Source organism: uncultured Paenibacillus sp. (genome assembly GCF_963515335.1).
Classification (GTDB): Bacteria; Bacillota; Bacilli; order Paenibacillales; family Paenibacillaceae; genus Paenibacillus_I.
The window spans coordinates 14341-36242 of record NZ_CAUPYC010000018.1; the positions used below are offsets into that span (position 1 = coordinate 14341).

General features: G+C 57.3%; 17 protein-coding genes. 13 read left to right on the forward strand and 4 right to left on the reverse strand.

The window, feature by feature from the left end:
- Positions 1-3: 3 nt before the first annotated feature.
- The 6 genes from RWM61_RS08345 (at position 4) to RWM61_RS08370 (ending at position 6046) form a co-directional block, all read left to right on the forward strand.
- Entirely contained in the window at positions 4-1107 is a 1104-nt protein-coding gene (locus tag RWM61_RS08345) for a substrate-binding domain-containing protein (protein WP_313999456.1), read from the forward strand.
- Positions 1108-1182: 75 nt separating this feature from the next.
- Positions 1183-2682, forward strand: a complete 1500-nt coding sequence (locus tag RWM61_RS08350; RefSeq protein ID WP_313999458.1) for a sugar ABC transporter ATP-binding protein — start codon at positions 1183-1185, stop codon at positions 2680-2682.
- Positions 2683-2686: 4 nt separating this feature from the next.
- On the forward strand, positions 2687-3691 hold the full coding sequence (locus RWM61_RS08355; RefSeq protein ID WP_313999460.1) for an ABC transporter permease: 1005 nt from the start codon (positions 2687-2689) through the stop codon (positions 3689-3691).
- Between the two features lie 11 nt (positions 3692-3702).
- Complete coding sequence (locus tag RWM61_RS08360; protein WP_313999462.1) at positions 3703-4620, forward strand: ribokinase; 918 nt, start codon at positions 3703-3705, stop codon at positions 4618-4620.
- An 80-nt stretch (positions 4621-4700) separates the two neighbouring features.
- Complete coding sequence (locus RWM61_RS08365; protein WP_313999464.1) at positions 4701-5471, forward strand: DeoR/GlpR family DNA-binding transcription regulator; 771 nt, start codon at positions 4701-4703, stop codon at positions 5469-5471.
- Positions 5468-6046 carry a histidine phosphatase family protein gene (locus tag RWM61_RS08370; RefSeq protein ID WP_313999465.1) on the forward strand — a complete coding sequence of 193 codons (579 nt, stop codon included), beginning with the start codon at positions 5468-5470 and terminating at the stop codon, positions 6044-6046. The genes RWM61_RS08365 and RWM61_RS08370 overlap by 4 nt, the downstream gene beginning before the upstream one ends.
- Positions 6047-6289: 243 nt before the next feature.
- Here RWM61_RS08370 and pflA read toward each other — a convergent pair whose 3' ends face one another.
- The 4 genes from pflA to RWM61_RS08390 form a co-directional block, all read right to left on the reverse strand.
- A complete protein-coding gene (pflA, locus tag RWM61_RS08375; RefSeq protein ID WP_313999467.1) occupies positions 6290-7075 on the reverse strand; it encodes a pyruvate formate-lyase-activating protein in 786 nt (261 codons plus the stop codon).
- A 48-nt stretch (positions 7076-7123) separates the two neighbouring features.
- Positions 7124-9391: a formate C-acetyltransferase gene (gene pflB / locus RWM61_RS08380; protein WP_313999469.1), complete on the reverse strand. Its 2268-nt coding sequence runs from the start codon at positions 9389-9391 to the stop codon at positions 7124-7126.
- Positions 9392-9453: 62 nt separating this feature from the next.
- Positions 9454-12090, reverse strand: coding sequence for a bifunctional acetaldehyde-CoA/alcohol dehydrogenase (adhE, locus tag RWM61_RS08385; RefSeq protein ID WP_313999471.1), 2637 nt, complete (start codon positions 12088-12090; stop codon positions 9454-9456).
- A 131-nt stretch (positions 12091-12221) separates the two neighbouring features.
- A complete protein-coding gene (locus RWM61_RS08390; RefSeq protein ID WP_313999473.1) occupies positions 12222-12980 on the reverse strand; it encodes a Crp/Fnr family transcriptional regulator in 759 nt (252 codons plus the stop codon).
- A gap of 449 nt (positions 12981-13429) precedes the next feature.
- Here RWM61_RS08390 and RWM61_RS08395 point away from each other — a divergent pair, with 449 nt between their 5' ends.
- From RWM61_RS08395 to RWM61_RS08425, 7 genes are all read left to right on the forward strand, one after another.
- Positions 13430-13858, forward strand: coding sequence for a GAF domain-containing protein (locus RWM61_RS08395; RefSeq protein ID WP_313999476.1), 429 nt, complete (start codon positions 13430-13432; stop codon positions 13856-13858).
- A gap of 218 nt (positions 13859-14076) precedes the next feature.
- On the forward strand, positions 14077-14733 hold the full coding sequence (locus RWM61_RS08400) for a response regulator transcription factor (RefSeq protein WP_313999479.1): 657 nt from the start codon (positions 14077-14079) through the stop codon (positions 14731-14733).
- On the forward strand, positions 14726-15844 hold the full coding sequence (locus RWM61_RS08405) for a PAS domain S-box protein (protein WP_399538199.1): 1119 nt from the start codon (positions 14726-14728) through the stop codon (positions 15842-15844). Before RWM61_RS08400 ends, RWM61_RS08405 begins: the two co-directional genes overlap by 8 nt.
- 296 nt (positions 15845-16140) lie before the next feature.
- A complete protein-coding gene (gene nirB, locus RWM61_RS08410) occupies positions 16141-18579 on the forward strand; it encodes a nitrite reductase large subunit NirB (RefSeq protein ID WP_313999481.1) in 2439 nt (812 codons plus the stop codon).
- Between the two features lie 11 nt (positions 18580-18590).
- Positions 18591-18944 carry a nitrite reductase small subunit NirD gene (nirD, locus tag RWM61_RS08415; RefSeq protein ID WP_313999483.1) on the forward strand — a complete coding sequence of 118 codons (354 nt, stop codon included), beginning with the start codon at positions 18591-18593 and terminating at the stop codon, positions 18942-18944.
- Positions 18945-19059: 115 nt separating this feature from the next.
- Positions 19060-20319 (forward strand): NO-inducible flavohemoprotein, encoded by a 1260-nt coding sequence (gene hmpA, locus RWM61_RS08420; protein WP_313999486.1) that lies wholly within the window; start codon positions 19060-19062, stop codon positions 20317-20319.
- A 715-nt stretch (positions 20320-21034) separates the two neighbouring features.
- Positions 21035-21874, forward strand: coding sequence for a formate/nitrite transporter family protein (locus RWM61_RS08425; RefSeq protein WP_313999488.1), 840 nt, complete (start codon positions 21035-21037; stop codon positions 21872-21874).
- The last annotated feature ends 28 nt before the right edge of the window (positions 21875-21902 follow it).

Sequence of the window (21902 nt, forward strand, 5' to 3'; positions counted from 1 at the left end):
ACAATGAAAAGAAACGGAATGTTGAAAGCGTTTGTGATCATGCTTGCCTTAACGATTTTTGCGGCGGGCTGCGGCTCGAACTCGACCGGCCGGAATGAAGCGGCGGAAACGGAGGGCAACGCCGCCTCCGCTTCGTTCAATCCGGATCAAGCGGCGGACGGCATTGACTTCAAGCAATTGCGGGAGCAACTCGGCGCAGTGCCGAAGCCGGAAGGGACGATTAAGCTCGGCGGTGTATCCAAGGCATTCGAGAACGAATACTGGCGGACCCTGAAAGAAGGCATGGAGATTGGCGCAAAGGATATGCAGGCTCAAGGCTTTGATGTCAGCATCGACGTCAAGGCGGCGCAGGGGGAAGGCGACGAACAAGGCCAACTATCCGTGGTCAAGGATATGATCAACAAGAAATATTCCGCGCTGCTGCTGTCCCCGATTTCCGACGGCAACCTGACGCCGGGTGTGGAAGACGCGAAGAAAGCGGGCATTCCGGTCGTCAACGTCAATGACGGACTTATTGCAACCGCTCCCAACTATGTAGGTCCCAAAGCGATTCAGAATGGCGAATTGGCAGCGGAATGGATTTCCGGCAAAATTGGCGGTCAAGGCGAGGTTGCGATCGTCATCGGTATGCCGAAGGCGTTTGCCGCCCGCCAGCGGACGGCCGGCTTCGAGAATTGGATGAAGGCCAACGCGCCGGACGTCAGAATCGTCGAGAAGCAGAACGCGGACTGGGATCGCGCCAAGGCGAAGGACCTGGCGGAGACCTGGATCAAGAAGTATCCGGATTTGAAGGCGATTTTCGCCAACAACGACACGATGGCGCTCGGTATCGTCGAGGCGGTAAAAGCATCGGGCAAGGATATTCTGGTCGTGGGCGTGGACGGAATCGGCGAAGCGTATGAATCGATCAAAAAAGGGGAGTTATCCGCCACGATCGATTCCTTCCCGAAATACAAGGGACAGATCGCTGTAGAGGTAGCGGTCCGCATCCTTGGCAAGCAGGAAGTGCCGCGCGTCGTCTGGACACCGCAGGCGTTGATCGACAGCACCAACGTCGATAAAGCGGCGGAAGAAATCATCGGCTGGGAATCGGCAAAGTTCGAATAAACTCGCAAGCTGATCATTCGGGGAGCGGCCGGAGAGAGGATAATCCGGCTGCTTCTTTATAAAAGGGTGGACGGTATGACGCAAAATCCGATTATAAACTTCAGGGCCGTAACGAAAACGTTTCCCGGACAGAAGGCGCTCGATAACATCAGCTTCGACATCATAAAAGGCGAAGTGCATGCCTTGATCGGTGAGAACGGTGCCGGGAAGTCGACGCTGCTCAATATCCTGCACGGCATTTATAACGAGTACGACGGGGAAGTATGGATAGCGGGCGAGAAGGCCGCTTTTCGCAATGCCCAGGATGCTTTGAACAGAGGGATCTCCAAGGTTCATCAGGAAGTTAGTTTGATTGCCGATTTGACGGTGGGGCAGAACGTGGCGCTCGGCTACGAGCCGATGAAGGGACCTTTCATTGACTTCAAAAAGCTTCACGCCGAAGTTGACGTCATACTGAACCGGCTTCGGTGCCGATTCAGAAGCACGGATCCGGCCGGGGGGCTAAGCACTGGGGAAATGCAAATGCTCTCGATTGCAAAAGCGCTTTTTCACCGATCCCGGATCATCTCTTTTGACGAGCCTACCGCGGCGCTGACCGAGAATGAGACCGGCGCCTTGTTCGACATCATCAGGGAATTGAAGGCCAACGGTATAACTGTCATTTTTATCTCGCACCGGCTGGATGAACTGTTTAAAATCTCGGATCAAATTACCGTGCTGCGCGACGGGAGGCATGTCGGCACCTTTAGGGCGGAGAGCATTACTCGTAAACATCTGATTCAAAGCATGGTGGGGCGGGATGTGGCTGCCTTCGCGGAACGCAAAAAACCGGGCCTTTACACGGACGAGGTCATTCTGGAGGTCAAGAACCTCTCCAGAAACGGTGTTTTTCACGATGTTAATTTTCAACTGCGCAAAGGAGAAATCCTCGGCTTCTCTGGGCTGGTCGGCTCGAAACGGACGGATGTCGTGCGAACGCTGTTCGGTGCGGACGAGAAATCGTCAGGCGATATTTACGTGAAAGGCAAGAAGGTGAAGATCAGAACGCCGAAGCAGGGCCTGAAGCATGGAATAGGGCTTATACCCGAGAACCGCAAAACCCAGGGGTTTGTCCATGTATTCAGCAATACCGTCAACATGGGGCTGGCTTCGATGGATAAATTTTCGACTTTCGGCTTCATTAACGATAGCAAGCGGGATGACAATTGCCGGCATTATGCCGGGGAGATCAGGCTGAATCAGAAGGATCCCGAATATATGACTTCTAACCTGAGCGGCGGTAATCAGCAGAAGGTTGTACTCGGCAAGTGGCTGACGACCGACGTCGATATATTCATTTTCGATGAACCGACCAAAGGGGTCGACGTTGGGGCGAAGGCTGAAATATACAGGCTGATGGAGAGTTTGCTGGAGGCCGGCAAGTCCATCATTATGGTGTCCTCGGAGCTTCCCGAAGTAATCGGGATGAGCGACCGCGTCATCGTCATGCATGAAGGGAAGGTCGTCAAGCAGCTGCAACGAAACGAATTAACCGAAGAAACGTTGCTGCATTACGCCATGGGAGGAACCGAATAACGCCATGAATAAACTAAACCGGTTGAGGTTGACAATGGGCAGGGAGATGGGCCTGGTCATATCGCTTATCCTGATGATCGCTATATTTACGGCTATCGATCCGATCTACTTGAGCCCTGGCAATTTACTTGATATTGTGGATCAGAGTACGATTAACGGGCTTCTTGCCATCGGCATTACATTTGTTATCATTACAGGCGGCATCGACTTGTCGATCGGCGCGATTATGGCGATTGTCATCGTTAGCGTAGGGACGCTGTTGACCAGGAACGGAATCAATCCGCCGACGGCTATTTTCCTCGGAATCGTGATCGGAGCCTTGATCGGCGCGTTAAACGGCCTATTGGTTACGAAGATCAAGCTTCAGCCCTTCATCGCCACCTTGGCAACGATGAGCGCCTTCCGAGGCGTCGCTTACATCATCACGAACGGATGGCCCGTTTTGGATATTCCACCGGATTTTCGCCGTATCATGGATGGCGACCTGGTCGGAAATTTCCCGGTATCGATCCCGATTCTGCTCGGCTTTGCCGTTGTCGGCCATGTGTTGCTGAAGAAGACGCGCTTCGGCACGTTTGTCATTTCGATGGGCGGCAACGAGGAGGCAACGCGGTTATCGGGAGTCAACGTGAATTATAACAAGGTCATGACTTATGCGTTCTGCGGTGTTGGCGCGGCATTGGCAGGCATGGTGATGCTGGCGCGGCTCGGCACGGGCGAGCCGACGGCGGGACAAGGCTATGAGCTGTACGCGATCGCCGCAGCGGCAATCGGCGGCACGAGCCTGGCAGGAGGCAAAGGAAGCATTCTCGGAACGTTATTGGGCGCACTTCTGCTGTCGGCATTGAAAACGGGATTGGTCGTCGTTGGCGTCGATGCCTTCTGGCAATATATCGCGACAGGCGCGATCATCGCGGTCGCCGCTTATTTTGAAATCATTCAGGGTAAATTCAGCAGCATACGACATAAGCTTCTTGCCAAAAAAGAGAACAGCAAGCTGGCCGGATAGGAGCAAACAGCATGAAGGAAAAAATGATAACGGTGATCGGCAGCCTTAATTTCGATTTGATTTTCAAGCAAAAACGGCTGGCCGTGAAGGGAGAAACCTACCCGGCGGACAGCATGACGACGGCCGGCGGAGGCAAGGGCGCCAATCAAGCGGTACAATGCGCCAAGCTCGGGGTTGCCACTTATCTTGTCGGCGCGGTCGGGCGCGATGTGTTCGGCGATTATTTGCTGGACGGCCTGACGCAATACGGCGTAAACACGGACTATGTGAAAAGGGTGGACGAGACGACCGGTGTCGGTGTCGTGCAGGCGCTCCAGGACGGCACGATCTCGGCAACGATAGCCAAGGGTGCGAACGACACGGTAACTCGGTCGCAAATCGATGAGGTCGAGCCGTTGTTGGTTAAGAGCTCGATCGTGATTCTGCAGCTGGAAACGCCGGTAAGCGTGGTGGAATACGCAATCCGCAAAGCCCATGAGCACGGCTGCTACATCATTTTGAATGCCGCTCCTGCTTTGGAATTGTCGCCTGAGGCGTTGGAGAAGGTGAACTGCCTGGTCGTCAATGAGCCGGAAGCCAGCTTCTATTGCGGCGCGGCGATCCACGATCTCGATTCGGCCAAGGAGCATTGCACGAAGCTGTTAGAACAAATCGGCGATTTGTTGATCATTACGCTGGGGAGAGGCGGAAGCTTGCTGTATGACGGCATCCATAAGCTCCACGTGCAAGCTGCGGAGGTAGAGGCGATCGAAACGACCGGGGCGGGAGATTCCTATATCGGAGCGTTTGCGTGCAAGCTGCTTGAGGGCAAATCGATGGCCGAAGCTGCCGCATTCGCTTCCAAGGCTGCGGGAGTCACGGTAACGAAAATCGGAGCGCAGCCGGGTATGCCGACGGCCGTCGAGCTGCAAGCGGATTGTTCCGTATGATTTGTGCTCTGTGTTATAATTTGTTATGTATTTGTTTACCTTGGAGCAACAAATGTGCGAGGGCTGAGGTGCATGAAATTATGATACCGTATGTTCGAAGAAAGCAGATCCTTGAAGAGGTCGAGAAAAAAGAAATTGTGTATGTGGAAGAACTCGCCCAAACCATGAAGAACACCTCATTGTCTACCATTCGCCGGGATCTGCGCATACTGGCCGAGGACGGGCAAATTGAATTGCTGCGAGGGGGAGGCGTCCGGATCAAGGAAGACGCATACGAAACGCCAATTCAAACGAAAGAAATGCTTAATATCGAGAAAAAGGATCAAATAGCAAAATTTGCGGCTTCCTTGGTCAATGACGGAGACGTTATTTACATCGATTCCGGAACGACTGTGCTCGAAATGATTAAGTACCTGAAACATAAAAACATAAAAATAATCACCTCCAACACGAAGGTGTTTGCGCAAATCGCCGACGCAGCGTTTTCATGCATCGTGTTGGGAGGGGAAGTAACGAAATCGCTTGCTTCGATAGCCGGGGCGATGACCGATACGCTGCTCGGCGGTATGTTTTTCGACAAAGCGTTCCTCGGAGCAAGCGGCTATAACCTGAAGAGCGGCATTAACACGCCGGATCTGAAGGAAGCGAAAAAAAAGGAAATCGTCAAAAACAATTCTGCCGAAACGTATGTGCTGGTTGACAGCTCCAAAGCGGGTAAGACGACGTTCTGCAGAGCTTTCGGTATAGAGGAATGCATCATCATCACCGATGAATCGAATGAAATATTGGAGAAGAACGCTAAATATTTTGTTGCCCCCGAGATTGCAAAGGAGCATATGCAGAAGGCATGATCAAGATCGGGTTTATTCGCCACGGGACAACGGAGTGGAATTTGCTCGGCCGCATGCAGGGACAGATGGATACGCCGCTGGCGGAGGAAGGAAGAACGCAAGCGCTATTGCTCGCTCACCGTCTGGAATTTGCCGATTGGGACGGTATGTTGTCAAGCGATCTGATAAGGGCGCAAGAAACGGCTGAGCTTGTGAGCCGTTCGTCCGGTATTCCCTTTTGGGGCGCGGATGCCAGGCTCCGCGAGCGGGGGTTCGGGGAGCATGAAGGAACGACGCTTGCGGAGAGAGTCGAGCGTTGGGGCGACAATTGGCGGCAAGTGGAGGTCGGGAGGGAGCCCATCGAATCGGTGTTGGCGAGATGGGATTCTTTTTTTTATGACATGGGAAGCAACCGAAAAGACAAACGTGTGCTCATTGTTAGTCATGGAGGCTTTATCGAGCCTGTGCTGGTTCACCGCTTCGGCGCGGAGGTGCCGGAGCATCTGGCGAACGCCTCGCTGTCGGTGACCGTGCTTGACCTGGCGGAGTGGCGGTGTGATCTTCTGAATTGCACGAAACATTTGGAGCATAAATAGCGCAAATAAGCATCTTCCGGGATAATCAACGTTGGAAATTATCCAACCGGACGGCCTGTTTTCGCTAATAGGGGCATTTTATGTTGGATGGAATGTAGGAAGGAACACGCAGGGAAACGGGTGCGCGTGAGCGCGCGGATTCGCGGATTGATCTATGGCGGTGAAAAAAAGGAGCCGATTCCGAAAAGTCGTACGACCCCGGAATCGGCTCCTTTTTTTGTTAAAACAGCAACTATGCGCGTATCATACGGCTCTTAATTTCAAGCCTTCCGCCCGGCCCGCTTCGATAATTTGCCGGGCGCGCTCAACCTCCTGTCCGGTCGGCGTCGGGACGCCGGCAAGCGGGTACGGCATGTCAAGTTCCTGCCATTTATAGACGCCCATCCGGTGATAAGGCAGCAGTTCCAGCTTTTGCACGCCCCGCAGCGTTCCGACGAACCGGCCCAGCTCCAACAGATCCTGATAGCCGTCCGTGACGCCGGGAATGAGCACATGGCGGATCCACATGCTTTTGCCCAGGTCCGACAGGTGGCGCGCAAAGCGCAGGATTCGCTCGTTCGACTGGCCTGTCAGCGTCTCGTGCCGTGCGTTGTGCATTTGCTTCAGATCGAGCAGCACCAGATCGGCGGCGTCCAGCAGGCCGGAGGCGTCGGCGTGCGACGGCTCGCAGAAGCCCGATGTGTCGAGGGCGGTGTGAAGGCCGAACCGGCTCTTCACCTCTCGAAGCAGGGCGGCCACGAAGGGCGCCTGCAAGGTAGGTTCGCCCCCCGTTACGGTAATGCCTCCGCCTGAAAGCCTGTAATAGTCGACATACGGCTCTATTTCCGCGAGAACGGCCTCGACGTCCATCGGTTTCCCTGCCGCGGTGTCCCAGGAGTCGGGGTTGTGGCAGAATTGGCAGCGGAGCGCGCAGCCCTGCATGAACAGGACGAAGCGGATGCCCGGACCGTCCACTGTGCCGAACGTGTCGAGGGAGTGGATGCGGCCTCTGGTCTCGGAATCGGGATGGTTATGCCGGCTCGTGCTCATGGTGCAAAACCTCCAGACTTGTTGCCTATCGAAAAGGATAAGTTTTTCTCACATCGACCCGTGGAACGTCCGGCTCAGGACTTCCAGCTGCTGCTCGCGCGTCAGCTTGATGAAGTTGACGGCGTAGCCCGATACCCGGACGGTCAGCTGCGGATACTGCTCGGGATGCTCCATGGCGTCCAGCAGCGTCGCGCGGTCGAATACGTTGACGTTGAGATGGTGCGCTTTTTGCGACATGTAGCCGTCCAGCAGGGCGGTCAGGTTATTCACTCTGGCTTCAGGCTCGCGTCCCAAAGCTTTGCCTACGATGGAGAAGGTGTTCGAGATGCCGTCAAGCGAATCGCCGTACGGCAGCTTCGCAACGCTGGCGAGCGAAGCGAGCGCGCCTTTGCGGTCCCTGCCGTGCATCGGGTTGGCGCCCGGCGCGAATGGTTCGCCCGCTTTGCGGCCGTCCGGCGTGGAGCCGGTTTTCTTGCCGTAAACGACGTTGGACGTGATCGTCAATACCGACTGCGTATGAATGGCGTCCCTGTAAGTCGGATGCTTGCGCAGCTTCTCCATGAACACCCGCACCAGCTCCACGGCGATATCGTCGACGCGCGGATCGTTGTTGCCGTACTGCGGGTACTCGCCCTCGATCTCGAAGTCGACCGCGATGCCTTTCTCGTTGCGGATCGGCCGCACCTTGGCGTATTTGATCGCGCTCAAGGAGTCGGCCACTACGGACAATCCGGCGATGCCGCATGCCATCGTGCGAATGATGGAGCGGTCGTGCAGCGCGAACTCGAGACGCTCGTAGCAGTATTTGTCATGCATGTAGTGGATGATGTTCAGCGTGTTCACATACAGCTCCGCCAGCCAGTCGAGCGTGCCGTCGTAACGGGCGCGGACTGCGTCGTAGTTGAGCACTTCGTCCTTGACAGGCTCCGTTGCCGGTGCGACCTGGATGCCGAGCTTCTCGTCGATTCCGCCGTTGATCGTGTAGAGCAGCGCCTTCGCCAGGTTGGCGCGCGCCCCGAAGAACTGCATCTGCTTGCCGACCCGCATCGCGGACACGCAGCAGGCGATGGCGTAGTCGTCCCCGTAGACCGGGCGCATGATGTCGTCGTTCTCGTATTGGATGGAGCTCGTCTCGATCGATACCTTGGCGCAGTAATCCTTGAAGCCTTGCGGCAGCTCCGTCGACCAGAGCACCGTCAGGTTCGGCTCCGGCGCGGGGCCCAGGTTGTACAGCGTATGGAGGATGCGGAAGGAGCTCTTCGTGACGAGCGTCCGCCCGTCCTCCGCCATGCCGCCGATCGATTCGGTCACCCAGGTCGGGTCGCCGCTGAACAGCTCGTTATAATCCGGCGTCCGCAGAAACTTGACGATCCGCAGCTTCATGACGAAATGGTCGAAAATTTCCTGGGCTTCCGTTTCCGACAGCGCGCCTTCCCTGATGTCGCGTTCGAAGTAAATGTCGAGGAAGGAGGAGACGCGTCCGAGGCTCATCGCCGCGCCGTTCTGTTCCTTGATGGCGCCGAGATAGGCGAAATACAGCCATTGCACCGCTTCCTTCGCGTTCTGCGCCGGGCGGGAAATGTCGTACCCGTAGGAGAGCGCCATTCTTTTCAACTCATCGAGCGCGCGGATTTGCTCGGAATGCTCCTCGCGCTCGCGGATGACCGATTCCGCCATGGCCGCCTTCTCCGTCTGGCGGAGGTCGTCCTTCTTCTCCTTGATCAGCCGGTCGACGCCGTACAGCGCGACGCGGCGGTAATCGCCGATGATGCGGCCGCGGCCGTATGCGTCGGGCAGGCCGGTAATGATGCCGGCTTTGCGGGCGTTCCGCATGTCGGCCGTATAGGCGTCGAACACGCCCTGGTTATGCGTCTTGCGGATGTCCGTGAACAAGCGGACGATCTCGTCGGGCAACTGGAAGCCGTATGCTTCGCAGGCGTCCTGCACCATCCGGATGCCGCCGAACGGCTGGATGGAGCGTTTGAACGGCGCGTCCGTCTGCACGCCGACGATCTGCTCCAGGTCGCGGTCCAGATAGCCGGGTCCGTGGGAGACGATCGAGGACGGCGTATTCGTATCGACGTCCAGCACGCCGCCGCGCTCCCGTTCCATGCGGGTCAGCACGCTGACGATTTCCCACAGACGGTTCGTCGCTTCCGTCGGGCCGGACAGAAATGTATCGCCGCCGGTGTAAGGGGTGACGTTCGCGATGATGAAATCGCGAACGTTGACCCGATCGGTCCAGGCTCCTGTGTTGAAGTCTCGCCAAGCATCGAAAGAACCGCCGGACTGCAAGGTTTTTTCCAATAGGGACATGATGGTTTCCTCCATTTCCGTCTAGTCTGTTGTTTTTCGGGGCCCCCGAACAGTAATCGGAATTATCTGCGAAGGCCATCTTCACTTTTTGGGGAGTAGTTGCCGTAAAACGCTCTGCGGTAAATGTCGGCCAGCTCGGTCACGAGCGGCAGGCGCGGGTTTGCCGTGGTGCATTGATCCTCGAAGGCGCGGTCGGCCAAATAGTCGGCCTTCGCCTCGAACGCTTCGGCATTGACGCCCGCGGCCTGGAAGCTTTCCGGTATGCCGAGCGAACGGTTCAGCTTGCGGATGGCATCGATCAGGCTATTGACGCCTTCCGCCACCGAACGGGCGGGAAGTCCCAGCATGCGCGCGATTTCGGCATAGCGCTCGTCGGCTTTGAAATGATCGTATTTCGGGAACGACTGGAACTTGCTCGGCCGCTGCGCGTTGTAGGCGATGACGTGCGGCATCAGAATCGCGTTCGTGCGTCCGTGCGCCGTATGGAACTCCGCCCCGAACTTGTGCGCCAGACTGTGGTTGATGCCGAGGAACGCGTTGGCGAACGCCATTCCCGCAATCGTCGATGCGTTGTGCATTTTCTCGCGGGCGACGGGATCGGCGGTCGCGAACGATTTCTCCAGATTCTCGAACACAAGCTGGATCGCCTTCATCGCCAGGCCGTCCGAATAGTCGCTTGCCATGACCGACACATAAGCCTCGATGGCGTGGGTCAGCACGTCCATGCCGGTATCGGCGACGACTGTCTTAGGCAGGCTGTAAACAAACTCCGGATCGATGATCGCGACGTCCGGCGTGAGCTCATAATCGGCCAGCGGGTATTTCGTGTTGCCGTTGTTCTTGTCGGTAATGACGGCAAAGGACGTGACCTCCGAGCCTGTGCCGGACGTGGTCGGGATCGCGACGAATTTGGCTTTCTGGCCGAGCCGCGGATATTTGTAGATCCGTTTGCGGATATCGAGAAATTTCTGCTTCATGCCGCCGAAGTCGGTATCCGGATACTCGTAGAAAAGCCACATCGCCTTCGCCGCGTCCATCGGCGATCCGCCGCCGAGCGCGATAATGCAGTCGGGCTGGAACCTGTTCATCACGGTCGTGCCGCGGGTGACCGTGTCGACCGACGGATCGGGCTCGACGTCGGCGAATACCTCGATTTGCACGGGCGACTGCCTTTTGCGCAGGTAGTACTCAATCTTCTCTACATAGCCGAGCTTGATCATCATCTCGTCCGTGACGATCAGAATGCGCGAGATGTCCGGCATTTTGGCCAAATACTGCGTCGAGCCCTTCTCGAAATACAGCTTCGGCGGTATTTTGAACCACTGCATGTTCACCGTGCGTTCGGCCACCCGCTTGATGTTCAGCAGGTTGACGGCCGAGACGTTGTTCGTCGTGGAGTTATGGCCGTAAGAGCCGCAGCCCAGCGTCAGGGACGGCAGGTTCGTGTTGTAAATGTCACCGATCGCGCCGTGCGTCGAAGGCGAGTTGACGATCACGCGGCCGGTCTGGAGCCGGGATGCGAACAGCTCGATGATCCGGTTGTCGTACGAGTGGATGACCGAGGAATGGCCCATGCCGCCGTACCGGACGATCTCCGCCGCACGCTCGACGCCGAGCTCGGCCGATTTGACTTTGTAGCAGGCGAGCACGGGGCTCAGCTTCTCGGCGGATAGCGGATATTTCTCTCCGACGCCGTCCAGCTCGGCCACGAGAATTTTCGTATCGGCAGGCACTTCGATGCCCGCCATCTGGGCGATTTTGACGGCGGGCTGGCCGACGATGACGGCGTTGACCGCGCATTTTTCCGGGTTGATGACCAGCTTGGACACCGCCTCCGTTTCTTCCCGGTTCAGGAAGTGGCAGCCCAGCACGGACATCATTTTTTTCACCGGCTCGTAGATCGCCTCTTCCACAATGACGGCTTGCTCGGACGCGCAGATCATGCCGTTGTCGAACGTCTTGGACAGGATCAGGTCCGTGACCGCCTGCTTCAGGTTCGCGGTTTTGTCGATCAGGCAGGGCACGTTGCCGGGTCCGACGCCGAGCGCGGGCTTGCCTGTGCTGTATGCGGCTTTTACCATCGCGGATCCCCCCGTTGCCAGCACGAGGGCGACGCCTTCGTGGTTCATCAGCAGCCCCGTCGCTTCCATGGACGGCTGTTCGATCCATTGGATGCAGTTGGCCGGCGCGCCTGCGAGCACGGCCGCGTCCAGCAGGATGCGGGCCGCTTCGGCGCTGCAATGCTGCGCGGACGGATGGAAGCCGAAGATGATCGGGTTGCGTGTCTTGATGGCGATCAGCGCTTTGAACATGGTGGTCGAAGTCGGGTTCGTGACCGGGGTCACACCGGCGATGACGCCGACCGGTTCCGCGATCATTTTGTAATTCTCGTAAGGGTTCCGTTCGATGACGCCTACCGTCTTGTCGTATTTGATGCTGTGATAGATGTACTCGGTCGCAAAAATGTTTTTTGTGATTTTATCCTCGTAGACGCCCCGCCCCGTTTCCTCTACGGCCAGCTTCGCCAGGTACATGTGCTTGTCGAGCCCGGCCAGCGCCATTTTCTGCACGATGGTATCGACCTGCTCCTGGGTGAGGGACATGAATTCTTCCTGCGCCTTCTTGGCGCGTTTGACCAATGCGTCGATTACTGATTTGGCCGATGGCTGCTCCTGCACCTTCGTTTCTTTAATTGCCATTCGATTCCACTCCCTGCTTCTGATTGGTTTTGCATTTATCGTACGCCACCTGGCATCCGGTCACTGTACGAAAAATCACAAGGAGCACGGAAGTTTTGGGGCGGTTCGCCGCGCGGACGGGACGGCGCCGGTCAAATCCGGCAAATTTCCTTCGGACAGGCCGGGCAGTCGGGGCAGCCCGCCGCCAGGCGCAGCGCCTCCAGGTTCAGAATCCGCAGCATGCCGCCTTCCGCGGCTTCAACGACGCCTTCGTCTTTCATGGCGCTCAGCATCCGGTTCACGCTTTCCCGCGTTGTGCCGACGAGCTCGGCCATTTCGCTGTTCGTCAGCTTGATGTCGATCAGGATGCCGTTCGGCTGCACGATGCCGAAGCTGTTGCTCAGCCTGATCAACGTGGAAGCGAGAGCGCCGTGCTTGCCGCCCATCAGCAGGTCGCGCAGCTTGGATTCGGTTTGCCGCTGCATGAGGCTCATCCACATGGCGAAGCGGAACGAGAAGTCGCCGGATTTGCTCATGAGCAGCTCCAGCTGTAGGCGGGAGATGACGCCGACTTCGACGTCGTCCATCGCCTCCGCGCTGAATCGATGGGCCGTATCCCAGGCGTCGATATCGGCCAGCAGATCGTTGGGCTGCATGATGGAGATCAGCAGATCCTTGCCTTCGTTGGTCGACTTGCGCAGCTTGATCCGGCCTTTGCGTACCCAGTATACGGATACGGCGTCGTCGCCTTCCCAGAACAGGTGGGAGCCGGCGGGTACTTTTTTCACATGCATAATGGAAGCGAGCTGGTCCAGCTGGCCCGCGGTGAACAGGGATGCGTTGCCGTCGTGGCCGCGTCCTTCCGCCGTTTTCGTATTGCGTTCCGTTTCGTTTGCGAAATAAATGCTCATTTTGTTCGTCCTCCCCGAATCTCGATGTCTTCATCATACCTGCGGGGGCTGGATAAGGTAATCAGGGGATTTCCTGATTTATCGGGCGTGAAAATCCTGAAAATGCTGTGAGGGTTATCACACCCCTTGCCTCGGGAAGGATGGAAAGTGCGGCAGGGACGGGCTGCTTCCCGCGCTCGGGGAACAGACTGTAACAATTCAGGGAATTCCCTGACTTACAAAGCGGGAGGGAACCTTTACAATAAGATCATAGCGCCTGGGAGAGGCGAGTGTGATCGATCGCCAGGTGTAGAGCAAGGCCGAAAGTGGCCGTCAATAGGGGCAAAGGTTGCTGCAAGGCGGAAAACCGCGTTACAGCAGCGGAAGCGGGCTCGGTGGCGGTCCGCAAGCCGCATGTTGCGTGTTGCAGCGGCGATAGATCGGGCAATTTGTATGAAGGAGGAAAGACGATGAAGACGATACACGCGGGGATCGCCTCCAGCATGGAGCGGTTGAGACTCGAGACATGCAGCGATTTCGCGGGACTCGGCTTGATCGATGCGGATACGCGTAAATTGCGCTGGCACATTGCGGCCGGCAGCATCAGCGAGCGGACGCTGCTCGTGGAACAGAAGCCGACGGCGGGATTGTCCGGCACGGCCATCCGCTCCGGTAGGCCGGCGCGCACGGATGCGGCGGTGACGGATGCGGAAAGGTTTCGGCTCGGCGAGCCTGTCATGCTGGGGGAACAGCTCCGCATCGCGGTGTCGGTGCCGATGGAATCGGCGGAAGGCATCCAAGGCGTTCTGCTGCTCGGCAGGCGATCGGGAGCAAGCTACGGTAAGGAAGAGTTGGAATGCGCGTGCCGGGCTGCCAGGGAAATTGCGCAAGGATGCTGAAGGCGTAAAGCGTTGGACGGACCGTACGGCCAAAATGAAATATGCAGATGCGACAGCAGTGACCGGAAGGGCCTGCCTCGAACTCGTCGATGAGTTTCGGGCAGGCTCTTTGTGTGGTGCGTTTGCCGATCTTTTCATGAAAGCCCGCTTCGGGAAAATATGCTATACTACGGGAAAAGAGGCGCGCGAATTCGTTTCCGCCGCAAAGGAGAGAGAACATGATCAAGCTGCTGATTTGCGACGATCACGCGGTGGTCCGGTCCGGTTTGAGCATGCTGCTGCATGGCAAGCACGATATCGAGGTAGCGGGCGAGGCGTCGGAGGGCGATGAGGCGATCCGGATGGCTCAGGAGCTGCTGCCGGATGTCGTGCTGATGGACCTCAGCATGCCGCACGGCAAGGACGGAATGACGGCGACGACGGAGTTGAAAAAGCTGCTGCCGGATACGGCGATCCTGATCCTGACGATGCATGACGACGACGAGTATTTGTTTCGGGCAATCCAGATCGGCGCTTCCGGCTATATCCTGAAAAATGCCCCGCACGACGAGCTGCTGTCTGCGATTCAATGCGTTGCCAAGGGCGACGCCTACCTATATCCGACGGCGACGAAGCGGCTGATGAGCGAGTATCTCGTCAAGATGAAGCAGGGCGGCGAGGGGGCCGGGCCGTATGATGCGCTGTCCGAGCGGGAGAAGGAAATATTGGCGTGGATTGCGAAAGGGTATTCCAACAAGGAAATCGCGGACAGTCTCGTGATCAGCGTGAAGACGGTGGAAACCCACAAGAGCAACCTGATGGAGAAGCTGGGGCTTAAAACCCGGCCGGAGCTGATCAAATTCGCGCTGAAGAAAGGACTGCTTACCTTTGAATAGAAACGGCGGCAAGAAATACCGGGACATCATCGGTGAAGACGTCGACTATCTGTTGTCCGTGCTTGAGGGGCAGATCGACGACAAAGAGCTGCTGGCCCGCATGAATCAGTCGCTCAAGCAGCTCGCGGACGTCAAGTTCGCGCTGGACGAATCGTCCATCGTCGCGATTACGGATGCGAAGGGCGTCATTCAATACGTGAACGACAAGTTTTGCGAAATCTCGAAATATGAGCGCGAGGAACTGCTCGGCCAGGATCATCGGATCATCAATTCCGGTTATCACGGACGCGATTTTTTCCGCGAGCTTTGGCGGACGATTGCGTCCGGCGAGGTATGGCACGGGGAAATCAGGAACCGGGCCAAGGACGGCAGCTTTTACTGGGTGAGCACGACGATCGTGCCTTTCCTGGACGATGACGGCCGGCCTTATCAGTACCTGGCGATCCGCAGCGAAGTGACGCAGCGCAAGCAGGCGGAGCAGGAGCTGAAGGAGATGATGGTCAAGGTCATCGAGATCCAGGAGGAAGAGCGCAAACGTTTCTCCAGAGAGCTTCATGACGGGATCGGCCAAAGCCTTTTCTCCCTGCTCATCAAGCTGGACCGGTTGATCGGCGACCATGAGGAGATCAAGGAGCTGAAGGCGCTGCGGGGCGAGGTGTCCGGCATGATGGAGGACATTCGCGGACTCGCATGGGAAATGCGCCCTTCGGTGCTTGACGATCTCGGCGTTGTGCCCGCGATCCGGACGTACGTGGACAACTATTCGCAGCATTTCGGCATCCGCGTTCATTTGGAGTGCGGCTTGAAGAGCCGGCTCGGCGTGATGAAGGAAACGGCGATCTATCGCGTCATTCAGGAGGCGCTGACCAATATCGCCAAATATGCGGATGTCATGGAGGCGCAGGTCTCTCTGACGGAACGGGACAACGAGGTGGAAGTGCGCGTCAAGGACCGCGGCCAAGGCTTTCATTCCGACCGTGTCGGACGCGGGGTCGGCTTGTTCAGCATGGAAGAGCGCGCAAGAAGCATCGGCGGCCGTCTGGAATTGACCTCCCAACCGGGACGCGGCACCGAGGTTCGTTTCTTTGTGCCCAAAGAGGAACACCAGTAAGCCGCAGCCATTAAATATGATCATCAAGGCCTAAACCCGCCATTCACAATGGACGGCGTTTAGGCCTTTTTGTATTGCAGCGCGATGCGCTCCTGAGCGTGCAGTAACGCCGGAATCCGGCTTTAAAGTGCCGCGATGAGCGGGGGCTGTCGGGGTTTTCCCTAGTGATTTTCCACACCGCAAGTAGGGGAATCGGACCGGGAAATTCAGAGTTTCCCCCGATACACAATGCAGCCGCAATGCCGCTAAGATTGGTTTATGCCAAAGAGGCAACACGATGGAGGGAAACAAACGATATGGATAACACAAAAGAGAGACTGGTGCTGGTCGGCAACGGCATGGCCGGAATCAACACGATCGAACAGATTCTGAAGCTGGCTCCTTCCCGCTACGACATCACGGTATTCGGCGCGGAGCCTTATCCTAATTATAACCGGATCATGCTGTCTTATGTATTGGAAGGCAGCAAAACGATCGACGATATCATCCTGAACGGATGGTCGTGGTATAAGGAAAACAACATTACGCTGCACACCGGAACGAACGTGACCCGTATCGACACGCGGGAGCGGACCGTGCATACCGATACCGGCCTTGCCGTTCCGTACGACCGGCTCATTATCGCGACCGGCTCCAACCCGATCGTGCTGCCGATTCCGGGCAAAGACAAGGAAGGCGTCATCGGCTTCCGCGACATTGCGGACTGCAGCGCGATGATGGAAGCGGCAAAAACCTTCAGGAAAGCGGCCGTTATCGGCGGAGGACTGCTCGGTCTTGAAGCCGCCAAGGGCCTGGTCAACCTGGGCATGGAAGCGACGGTCGTCCATCTGATGCCGGATTTGATGGAGCGCCAGCTCGATCCGACCGCATCCGCCATGCTGAAGGCCGAGCTTGAACGCCAGGGCCTGCAATTCCTGATGGAGAAGCAAACGGCCGAAATTTACGGCGAAGATCGCGTGCAAGGGCTGCGCTTCACCGACGGCACCGGGCTGGAGGCCGATCTGGTCGTCATGGCCGTGGGCATTCGCCCGAACACGGCGCTTGCCGCGGACAGCGGGATCGCAGTGAACCGCGGCATTCTCGTCGACGACTACATGCAGACCTCCGTTCCGGGCGTCTATGCCGTGGGCGAATGCAATGAGCACCGCGGCGTATGCTACGGTCTGGTCGCGCCGTTGTTCGAGCAAGGGCAAATTCTGGCGAAGCATATTACCGGCACCGACACGGCGCCTTATGTAGGCTCGGTCACGTCGACCAAGCTGAAAATCTCCGGCGTGGACGTGTTCTCGGCCGGCCAATTTCTGGACAGCAAGGAGCTCACGGTTCTCCGCAAACAGGACGAATGGAAAAACACGTACAAGAAGCTTTTGCTGAAGGACCGTACGATCGTGGGCGGCGTGCTGTTCGGGGACGTGACGGATTCGGCCGTCATCCAGCAGTGGATCCGGACCGGCGCGACGATGACGGACGAACTGTACGCAGAGTTCATGGGCACGGCGGCCGCAGTCGGCCGATCGCCCGCCGAGCGCATTGCCGCCATGCCGGATGAAGAAATCGTGTGCGGCTGCAACGGGGTTTCCAAAGGCGTGATCATTAACGCCATTAACGAGCAGGGCCTGACGACGGTGGACGAAGTAAAAGCATGCACCGGCGCCGGCCGTTCGTGCGGCGGCTGCCTGCCAACCGTAGGAAGCATTTTGCAGCTTGTGCTGGGCGACAAGTACGCGAATACCGCCGCCGCGAAAACCGGCATTTGCGGGTGCACGGCCTTCAGCCGGGACGAGGTGGTCGCCGCCATTCGCGAGAAGCGGTTGACCACCGTCCGCGAAGTGATGCACGTTCTGGCATGGAGCAACACGGAAGGCTGCTCGAAGTGCCGTCCGGCGATCAATTATTACCTCGGCATGGCGTGGCCCAAGGAGCATGCGGACGAGAAGGATTCGCGCTTTGTGAACGAACGGCTGAACGCGAACATCCAGAAGGACGGCACCTACACCGTCATTCCGCGGATGTACGGCGGGGTTACGACGCCCGAAGAGCTTCGCCGCATAGCCGAGGTAGCCGTGAAATACGACGTGCCGATGGTCAAGGTGACCGGCGGCCAGCGCATCGATCTGGTCGGCGTGAAGAAGGAGAATCTGCCGGACGTGTGGTCGGAGCTGGATATGCCGTCGGGCTACGGCTACGCCAAGGCGCTGCGCACCGTGAAAACCTGCGTCGGTTCCCTCTACTGCAGATTCGGCACCCAGGACTCGGTGAACATGGGCGTGCGCCTGGAGAAAATGTTCGAGCGCCTCGACATGCCGGCCAAGCTCAAAATGGCCGTCAACGGCTGTCCGCGAAACTGCGCCGAATCGTGCACGAAGGATGTCGGCATCGTCGGCAACGACGGCGGCTGGGAAATCTATGTGGGCGGCAACGGCGGCATCAAGCCGCGGATCGCGGACCTGCTGTGCAAGGTCAAAACGGACGAGGAACTGGTCGAGGTGACGGGCGCTTTCCTGCAATACTACCGGGAGGACGCCAAATATTTGGAGCGCACCTCGGATTGGGTGGAGAGAGTCGGACTCGACCGGATTAAGCAAGCCGTGCTCGAGGACGAAGAAAGCCGCGCGCAGCTGAATCAACGGATCGGCGTCGCGCTTGCCGAGGTCAAGGAGCCTTGGAGCGAGGTTGTCGGCGATCGGAGCATCCGCGAACGCGTATACGGCAACATCAAGTTGGAAATGAAATAGGAGTGAAGACAATGGAGAACAAAACGGTACTTGCAACGGATTCGATCCGTTACGTGACGGTCGGCCGCCTGGACGATTTCCTGGTCCGGATCGGCCGTACGATAGAAGTCGAGGGGAAGGTTATCGCCTTCTTCCGCGCAAGCGACGACCGGTTGTTCGCGGTGGACGACCGCAACCCTCACCGGAAGGGCGGACCCCTGTCCGAAGGCATCGTATCGGGTCACGATTTGTACGATCCGCTGTACGACACGAAAATCAGCCTGGAAACCGGACAAGTGTACGAGCCGGATTCCGGCAGCGTCCGGACGTATCCCGTCCGTGTCGAAGGCTCCGAGGTGCTGGTCGGTCTGCCGATTTCCGAATAGGCCGGGGAACCGAAGTCACAAATTCGCCGCCGATATATGTGATCGGCATCACACTTGCGGCAATATCGCATGCTTATACTTGATTCACGTCAAGAATACAGAGGGAGAGACAATCGTGCTTAACGAACAAACCGTTCAAATCATCAAATCCACCGTACCCGTGCTGGAAATTTACGGCACCGCCATTACGAAACGCTTCTATGAAAGGATGTTTGCGAACCATCCGGAGCTGCTGAACGTTTTCAATCACGCCAACCAGAAGCAGGGCAGACAGCAGACCGCGCTGGCCAACGCCGTCTACGCCGCCGCGCTGCATATCGACCGGTTGGAAGCCATTCTTCCGGCGGTGAAGCAAATCGCCCATAAGCACCGGAGTCTCGGCATCAAGCCCGAGCAGTACCCGATCGTCGGCGAAAATCTGCTCGCGGCGATCAAGGAGGTGCTGGGCGACGCGGCGACGGACGAGATTCTGCAGGCCTGGGCGGAAGCGTACGGGGTCATTGCGAAAGTATTCATCGACGTGGAGGCCGGCATGTACGAGCAATCCGAGCGCCAGGAGGGCGGCTGGGCGGATTTTCGGGCGTTCACGGTGGAGAGGAAAGTGAAGGAAAGCGCCGTCATCACCTCCTTTTATCTCGTTCCGAGGGATGGTCGAGCGATTGCGGCCTTTGAGCCGGGGCAATACATCAGCGTGAAGCTTAATATTCCGGGCGAGGCCTATACCCATATTCGCCAGTACAGCCTGTCGGACGCCCCGGGCAAGCCTTATTACCGGATCTCCGTGAAGCGGGAGGATGCGCTCGGAAACCTTCCGGCCGGGAAGGTGTCGATTTATTTGCACGAGCAGGTCGGGGAAGGCGACGAGCTGCTGATATCGGCGCCCGCCGGCGATTTCGTGCTGGACCGCAAGGATACGCGCCCTGTCGTCCTGCTTAGCGGCGGCGTCGGATTGACGCCTATGCTCAGCATGCTGAACATGCTTGCCGAAACGGAGCCGGATCGGCAGGTCACATTCGTTCATGCGGCTCAGAACGGGGATATGCATGCGTTCAAGGGACATGTGGAGGACTTGGCCCGCAAGCACGCGCAGGTGTCCGCCTACTGGTGCTACGATAAGCCGACAGCCCGCGATAAGGCGGCGAACGCTTTTCACAAAGAGGGATTTATCGATTTGGCTTCGCTGAAGTCGTGGGTTCCGGTAAAGGACGCGTGTTATTATTTCTGCGGACCTGTTCCTTTTATGAAGGCGATGCATCGTGCGTTGAAAGACTGGGGCATACCGGCCTCCGACATCCGCTATGAATTTTTCGGTCCGGCTGGCCGCCTTGAGGAGGATTCCGAACCGAAACAGGAGGAACTCGTTCAACGTTCTTAAGGACTGCACGGCTAACATTCAGTGGACGAATCGAAGGTGCAGAACTCAGGCGTCAGGAGGAGGTCCGGCACGTATCGTTCGGCGAATGGCCGAAAAGGGGCTGTCTCGAAGGTCTGAAAAGGCCTGGGAGACAGCCTTTTTGCATGGAGTTGTGCTTTCCGAGCCATTGTGCGCGGGCTGACCGCAGACAGTGGCGGGAAGGAAAGCGGGCACAGCGCGGAAAAACGCGCATGACAGGCGGAGGACGCTTAAATAGAGAAAAAAGTTCGCTAATAGTGAACAACGGGCACTATAAAATCGGGTTTTGCTAGCATGTCGGAGTATTGTAAAGTTTTTTCCCTATTAGGGAAAGAAACTCACTATATAGTGAAGATTCTTCACTAACCCGTTGCAAAGACGTCAGGAGACAAGGATTTAGCGAACAGAATGCGCTAATAACGCAATTTTTTCGCTAATGGTCGAACCCGGTGGTGTGGGGAACCGTACGGGCAGCAAGGACGAATGTATCCTGCAGGGAGCGGTACGGGTAGCAAGGGCGAATGTAGCGGAGCCGCTACCGGCCGGCCATTCCCCGCGAATGACCGGTTTTCTCGCCGCAGACTTTGTGAAAATAATCACCGCTAACCGGCGCGCGAAGAAGTACATTGAATATATACGACCGGGCCGGCGTTTCGCGCGAATGAAGGCCCCAATCCTTCCTTGAAGCAGGTGACCCATGGAAACAGAACAGTTGAAACTCGTCGAGGCGGTGGCTGTCAAGAAACATAAAATCTTCAGCAAGAGCAAGCCGCGATTTCTGCTTCGTTCCGTCATCGCGGGCATGTTTATCGGCTTCGGGGTGATCGCGGCTTACAAGACGGGCAACTTTTTTTACCTGGAGGATTCCCCGTTGGCTTACCCCGTCGCGGCCCTCACGTTCGGAGCGGCGATCATCCTGGTCGCATACGGCGGCGGAGATTTGTTTACCGGCAATACGTTCTATTTCACCTATGCCGCGTTGAAGAAAAAGATCAGATGGCCCGATGTTTTGCGCATCTGGACCGCCAGCTACTTCGGCAATCTCGTCGGCGCCGTCCTTTTCGCGCTCCTGGTGCTCGGGACCGGCCTGTTCGACGACGGCAGCGCCAACGGATTTCTCCTGAGCGCGGCGGAGAAGAAGATGAATGCGCCGGTGATGGAGCTTTTTTTTCGCGGGATTCTCTGTAACTGGCTCGTAAGCATGGCTTTCTACGTTCCGATGACGCAGAAGGGCGACGGGGCGAAAATGTTCACGATGCTGCTGTTCGTATTCGTCTTTTTCGTCTCGGGGTACGAACACAGCATCGCCAATATGGGCACATTCGCAGTTGCTTTGCTGATCGATCATCCGGATACGATCACGCTGGCAGGCGCCGTCCGCAACCTGATCCCCGTTACGCTCGGCAATATAGTCGGCGGCGGCCTGATGATGGCGGCGGTCTATTATTATCTGAATCGTCCGCTTCCGGGAGAAACGGAAATGAATGCGGAATCAAGTGATCTGGTTCACATTCACCGGAGCCAAGCGAATCTATAATGGATCGTACCACGGCGCGTTTCGCGCT

Excerpts from the sequence above, each read along its gene's own strand:
- RWM61_RS08425 (WP_313999488.1), top strand. The coding sequence starts at position 21,035 with ATGGAAACAGAACAGTTGAAACTCGTCGAGGCGGTGGCTGTCAAGAAA.
- RWM61_RS08400 (WP_313999479.1), top strand. The coding sequence starts at position 14,077 with ATGATCAAGCTGCTGATTTGCGACGATCACGCGGTGGTCCGGTCCGGT.
- nirB (WP_313999481.1), top strand. The coding sequence starts at position 16,141 with ATGGATAACACAAAAGAGAGACTGGTGCTGGTCGGCAACGGCATGGCC.
- RWM61_RS08390 (WP_313999473.1), bottom strand. The coding sequence starts at position 12,980 with ATGAGCATTTATTTCGCAAACGAAACGGAACGCAATACGAAAACGGCG.
- RWM61_RS08365 (WP_313999464.1), top strand. The coding sequence starts at position 4,701 with ATGATACCGTATGTTCGAAGAAAGCAGATCCTTGAAGAGGTCGAGAAA.
- pflA (WP_313999467.1), bottom strand. The coding sequence starts at position 7,075 with ATGAGCACGAGCCGGCATAACCATCCCGATTCCGAGACCAGAGGCCGC.
- RWM61_RS08370 (WP_313999465.1), top strand. The coding sequence starts at position 5,468 with ATGATCAAGATCGGGTTTATTCGCCACGGGACAACGGAGTGGAATTTG.
- RWM61_RS08345 (WP_313999456.1), top strand. The coding sequence starts at position 4 with ATGAAAAGAAACGGAATGTTGAAAGCGTTTGTGATCATGCTTGCCTTA.
- RWM61_RS08355 (WP_313999460.1), top strand. The coding sequence starts at position 2,687 with ATGAATAAACTAAACCGGTTGAGGTTGACAATGGGCAGGGAGATGGGC.
- RWM61_RS08395 (WP_313999476.1), top strand. The coding sequence starts at position 13,430 with ATGAAGACGATACACGCGGGGATCGCCTCCAGCATGGAGCGGTTGAGA.
- nirD (WP_313999483.1), top strand. The coding sequence starts at position 18,591 with ATGGAGAACAAAACGGTACTTGCAACGGATTCGATCCGTTACGTGACG.
- RWM61_RS08360 (WP_313999462.1), top strand. The coding sequence starts at position 3,703 with ATGAAGGAAAAAATGATAACGGTGATCGGCAGCCTTAATTTCGATTTG.
- adhE (WP_313999471.1), bottom strand. The coding sequence starts at position 12,090 with ATGGCAATTAAAGAAACGAAGGTGCAGGAGCAGCCATCGGCCAAATCA.
- RWM61_RS08350 (WP_313999458.1), top strand. The coding sequence starts at position 1,183 with ATGACGCAAAATCCGATTATAAACTTCAGGGCCGTAACGAAAACGTTT.
- pflB (WP_313999469.1), bottom strand. The coding sequence starts at position 9,391 with ATGTCCCTATTGGAAAAAACCTTGCAGTCCGGCGGTTCTTTCGATGCT.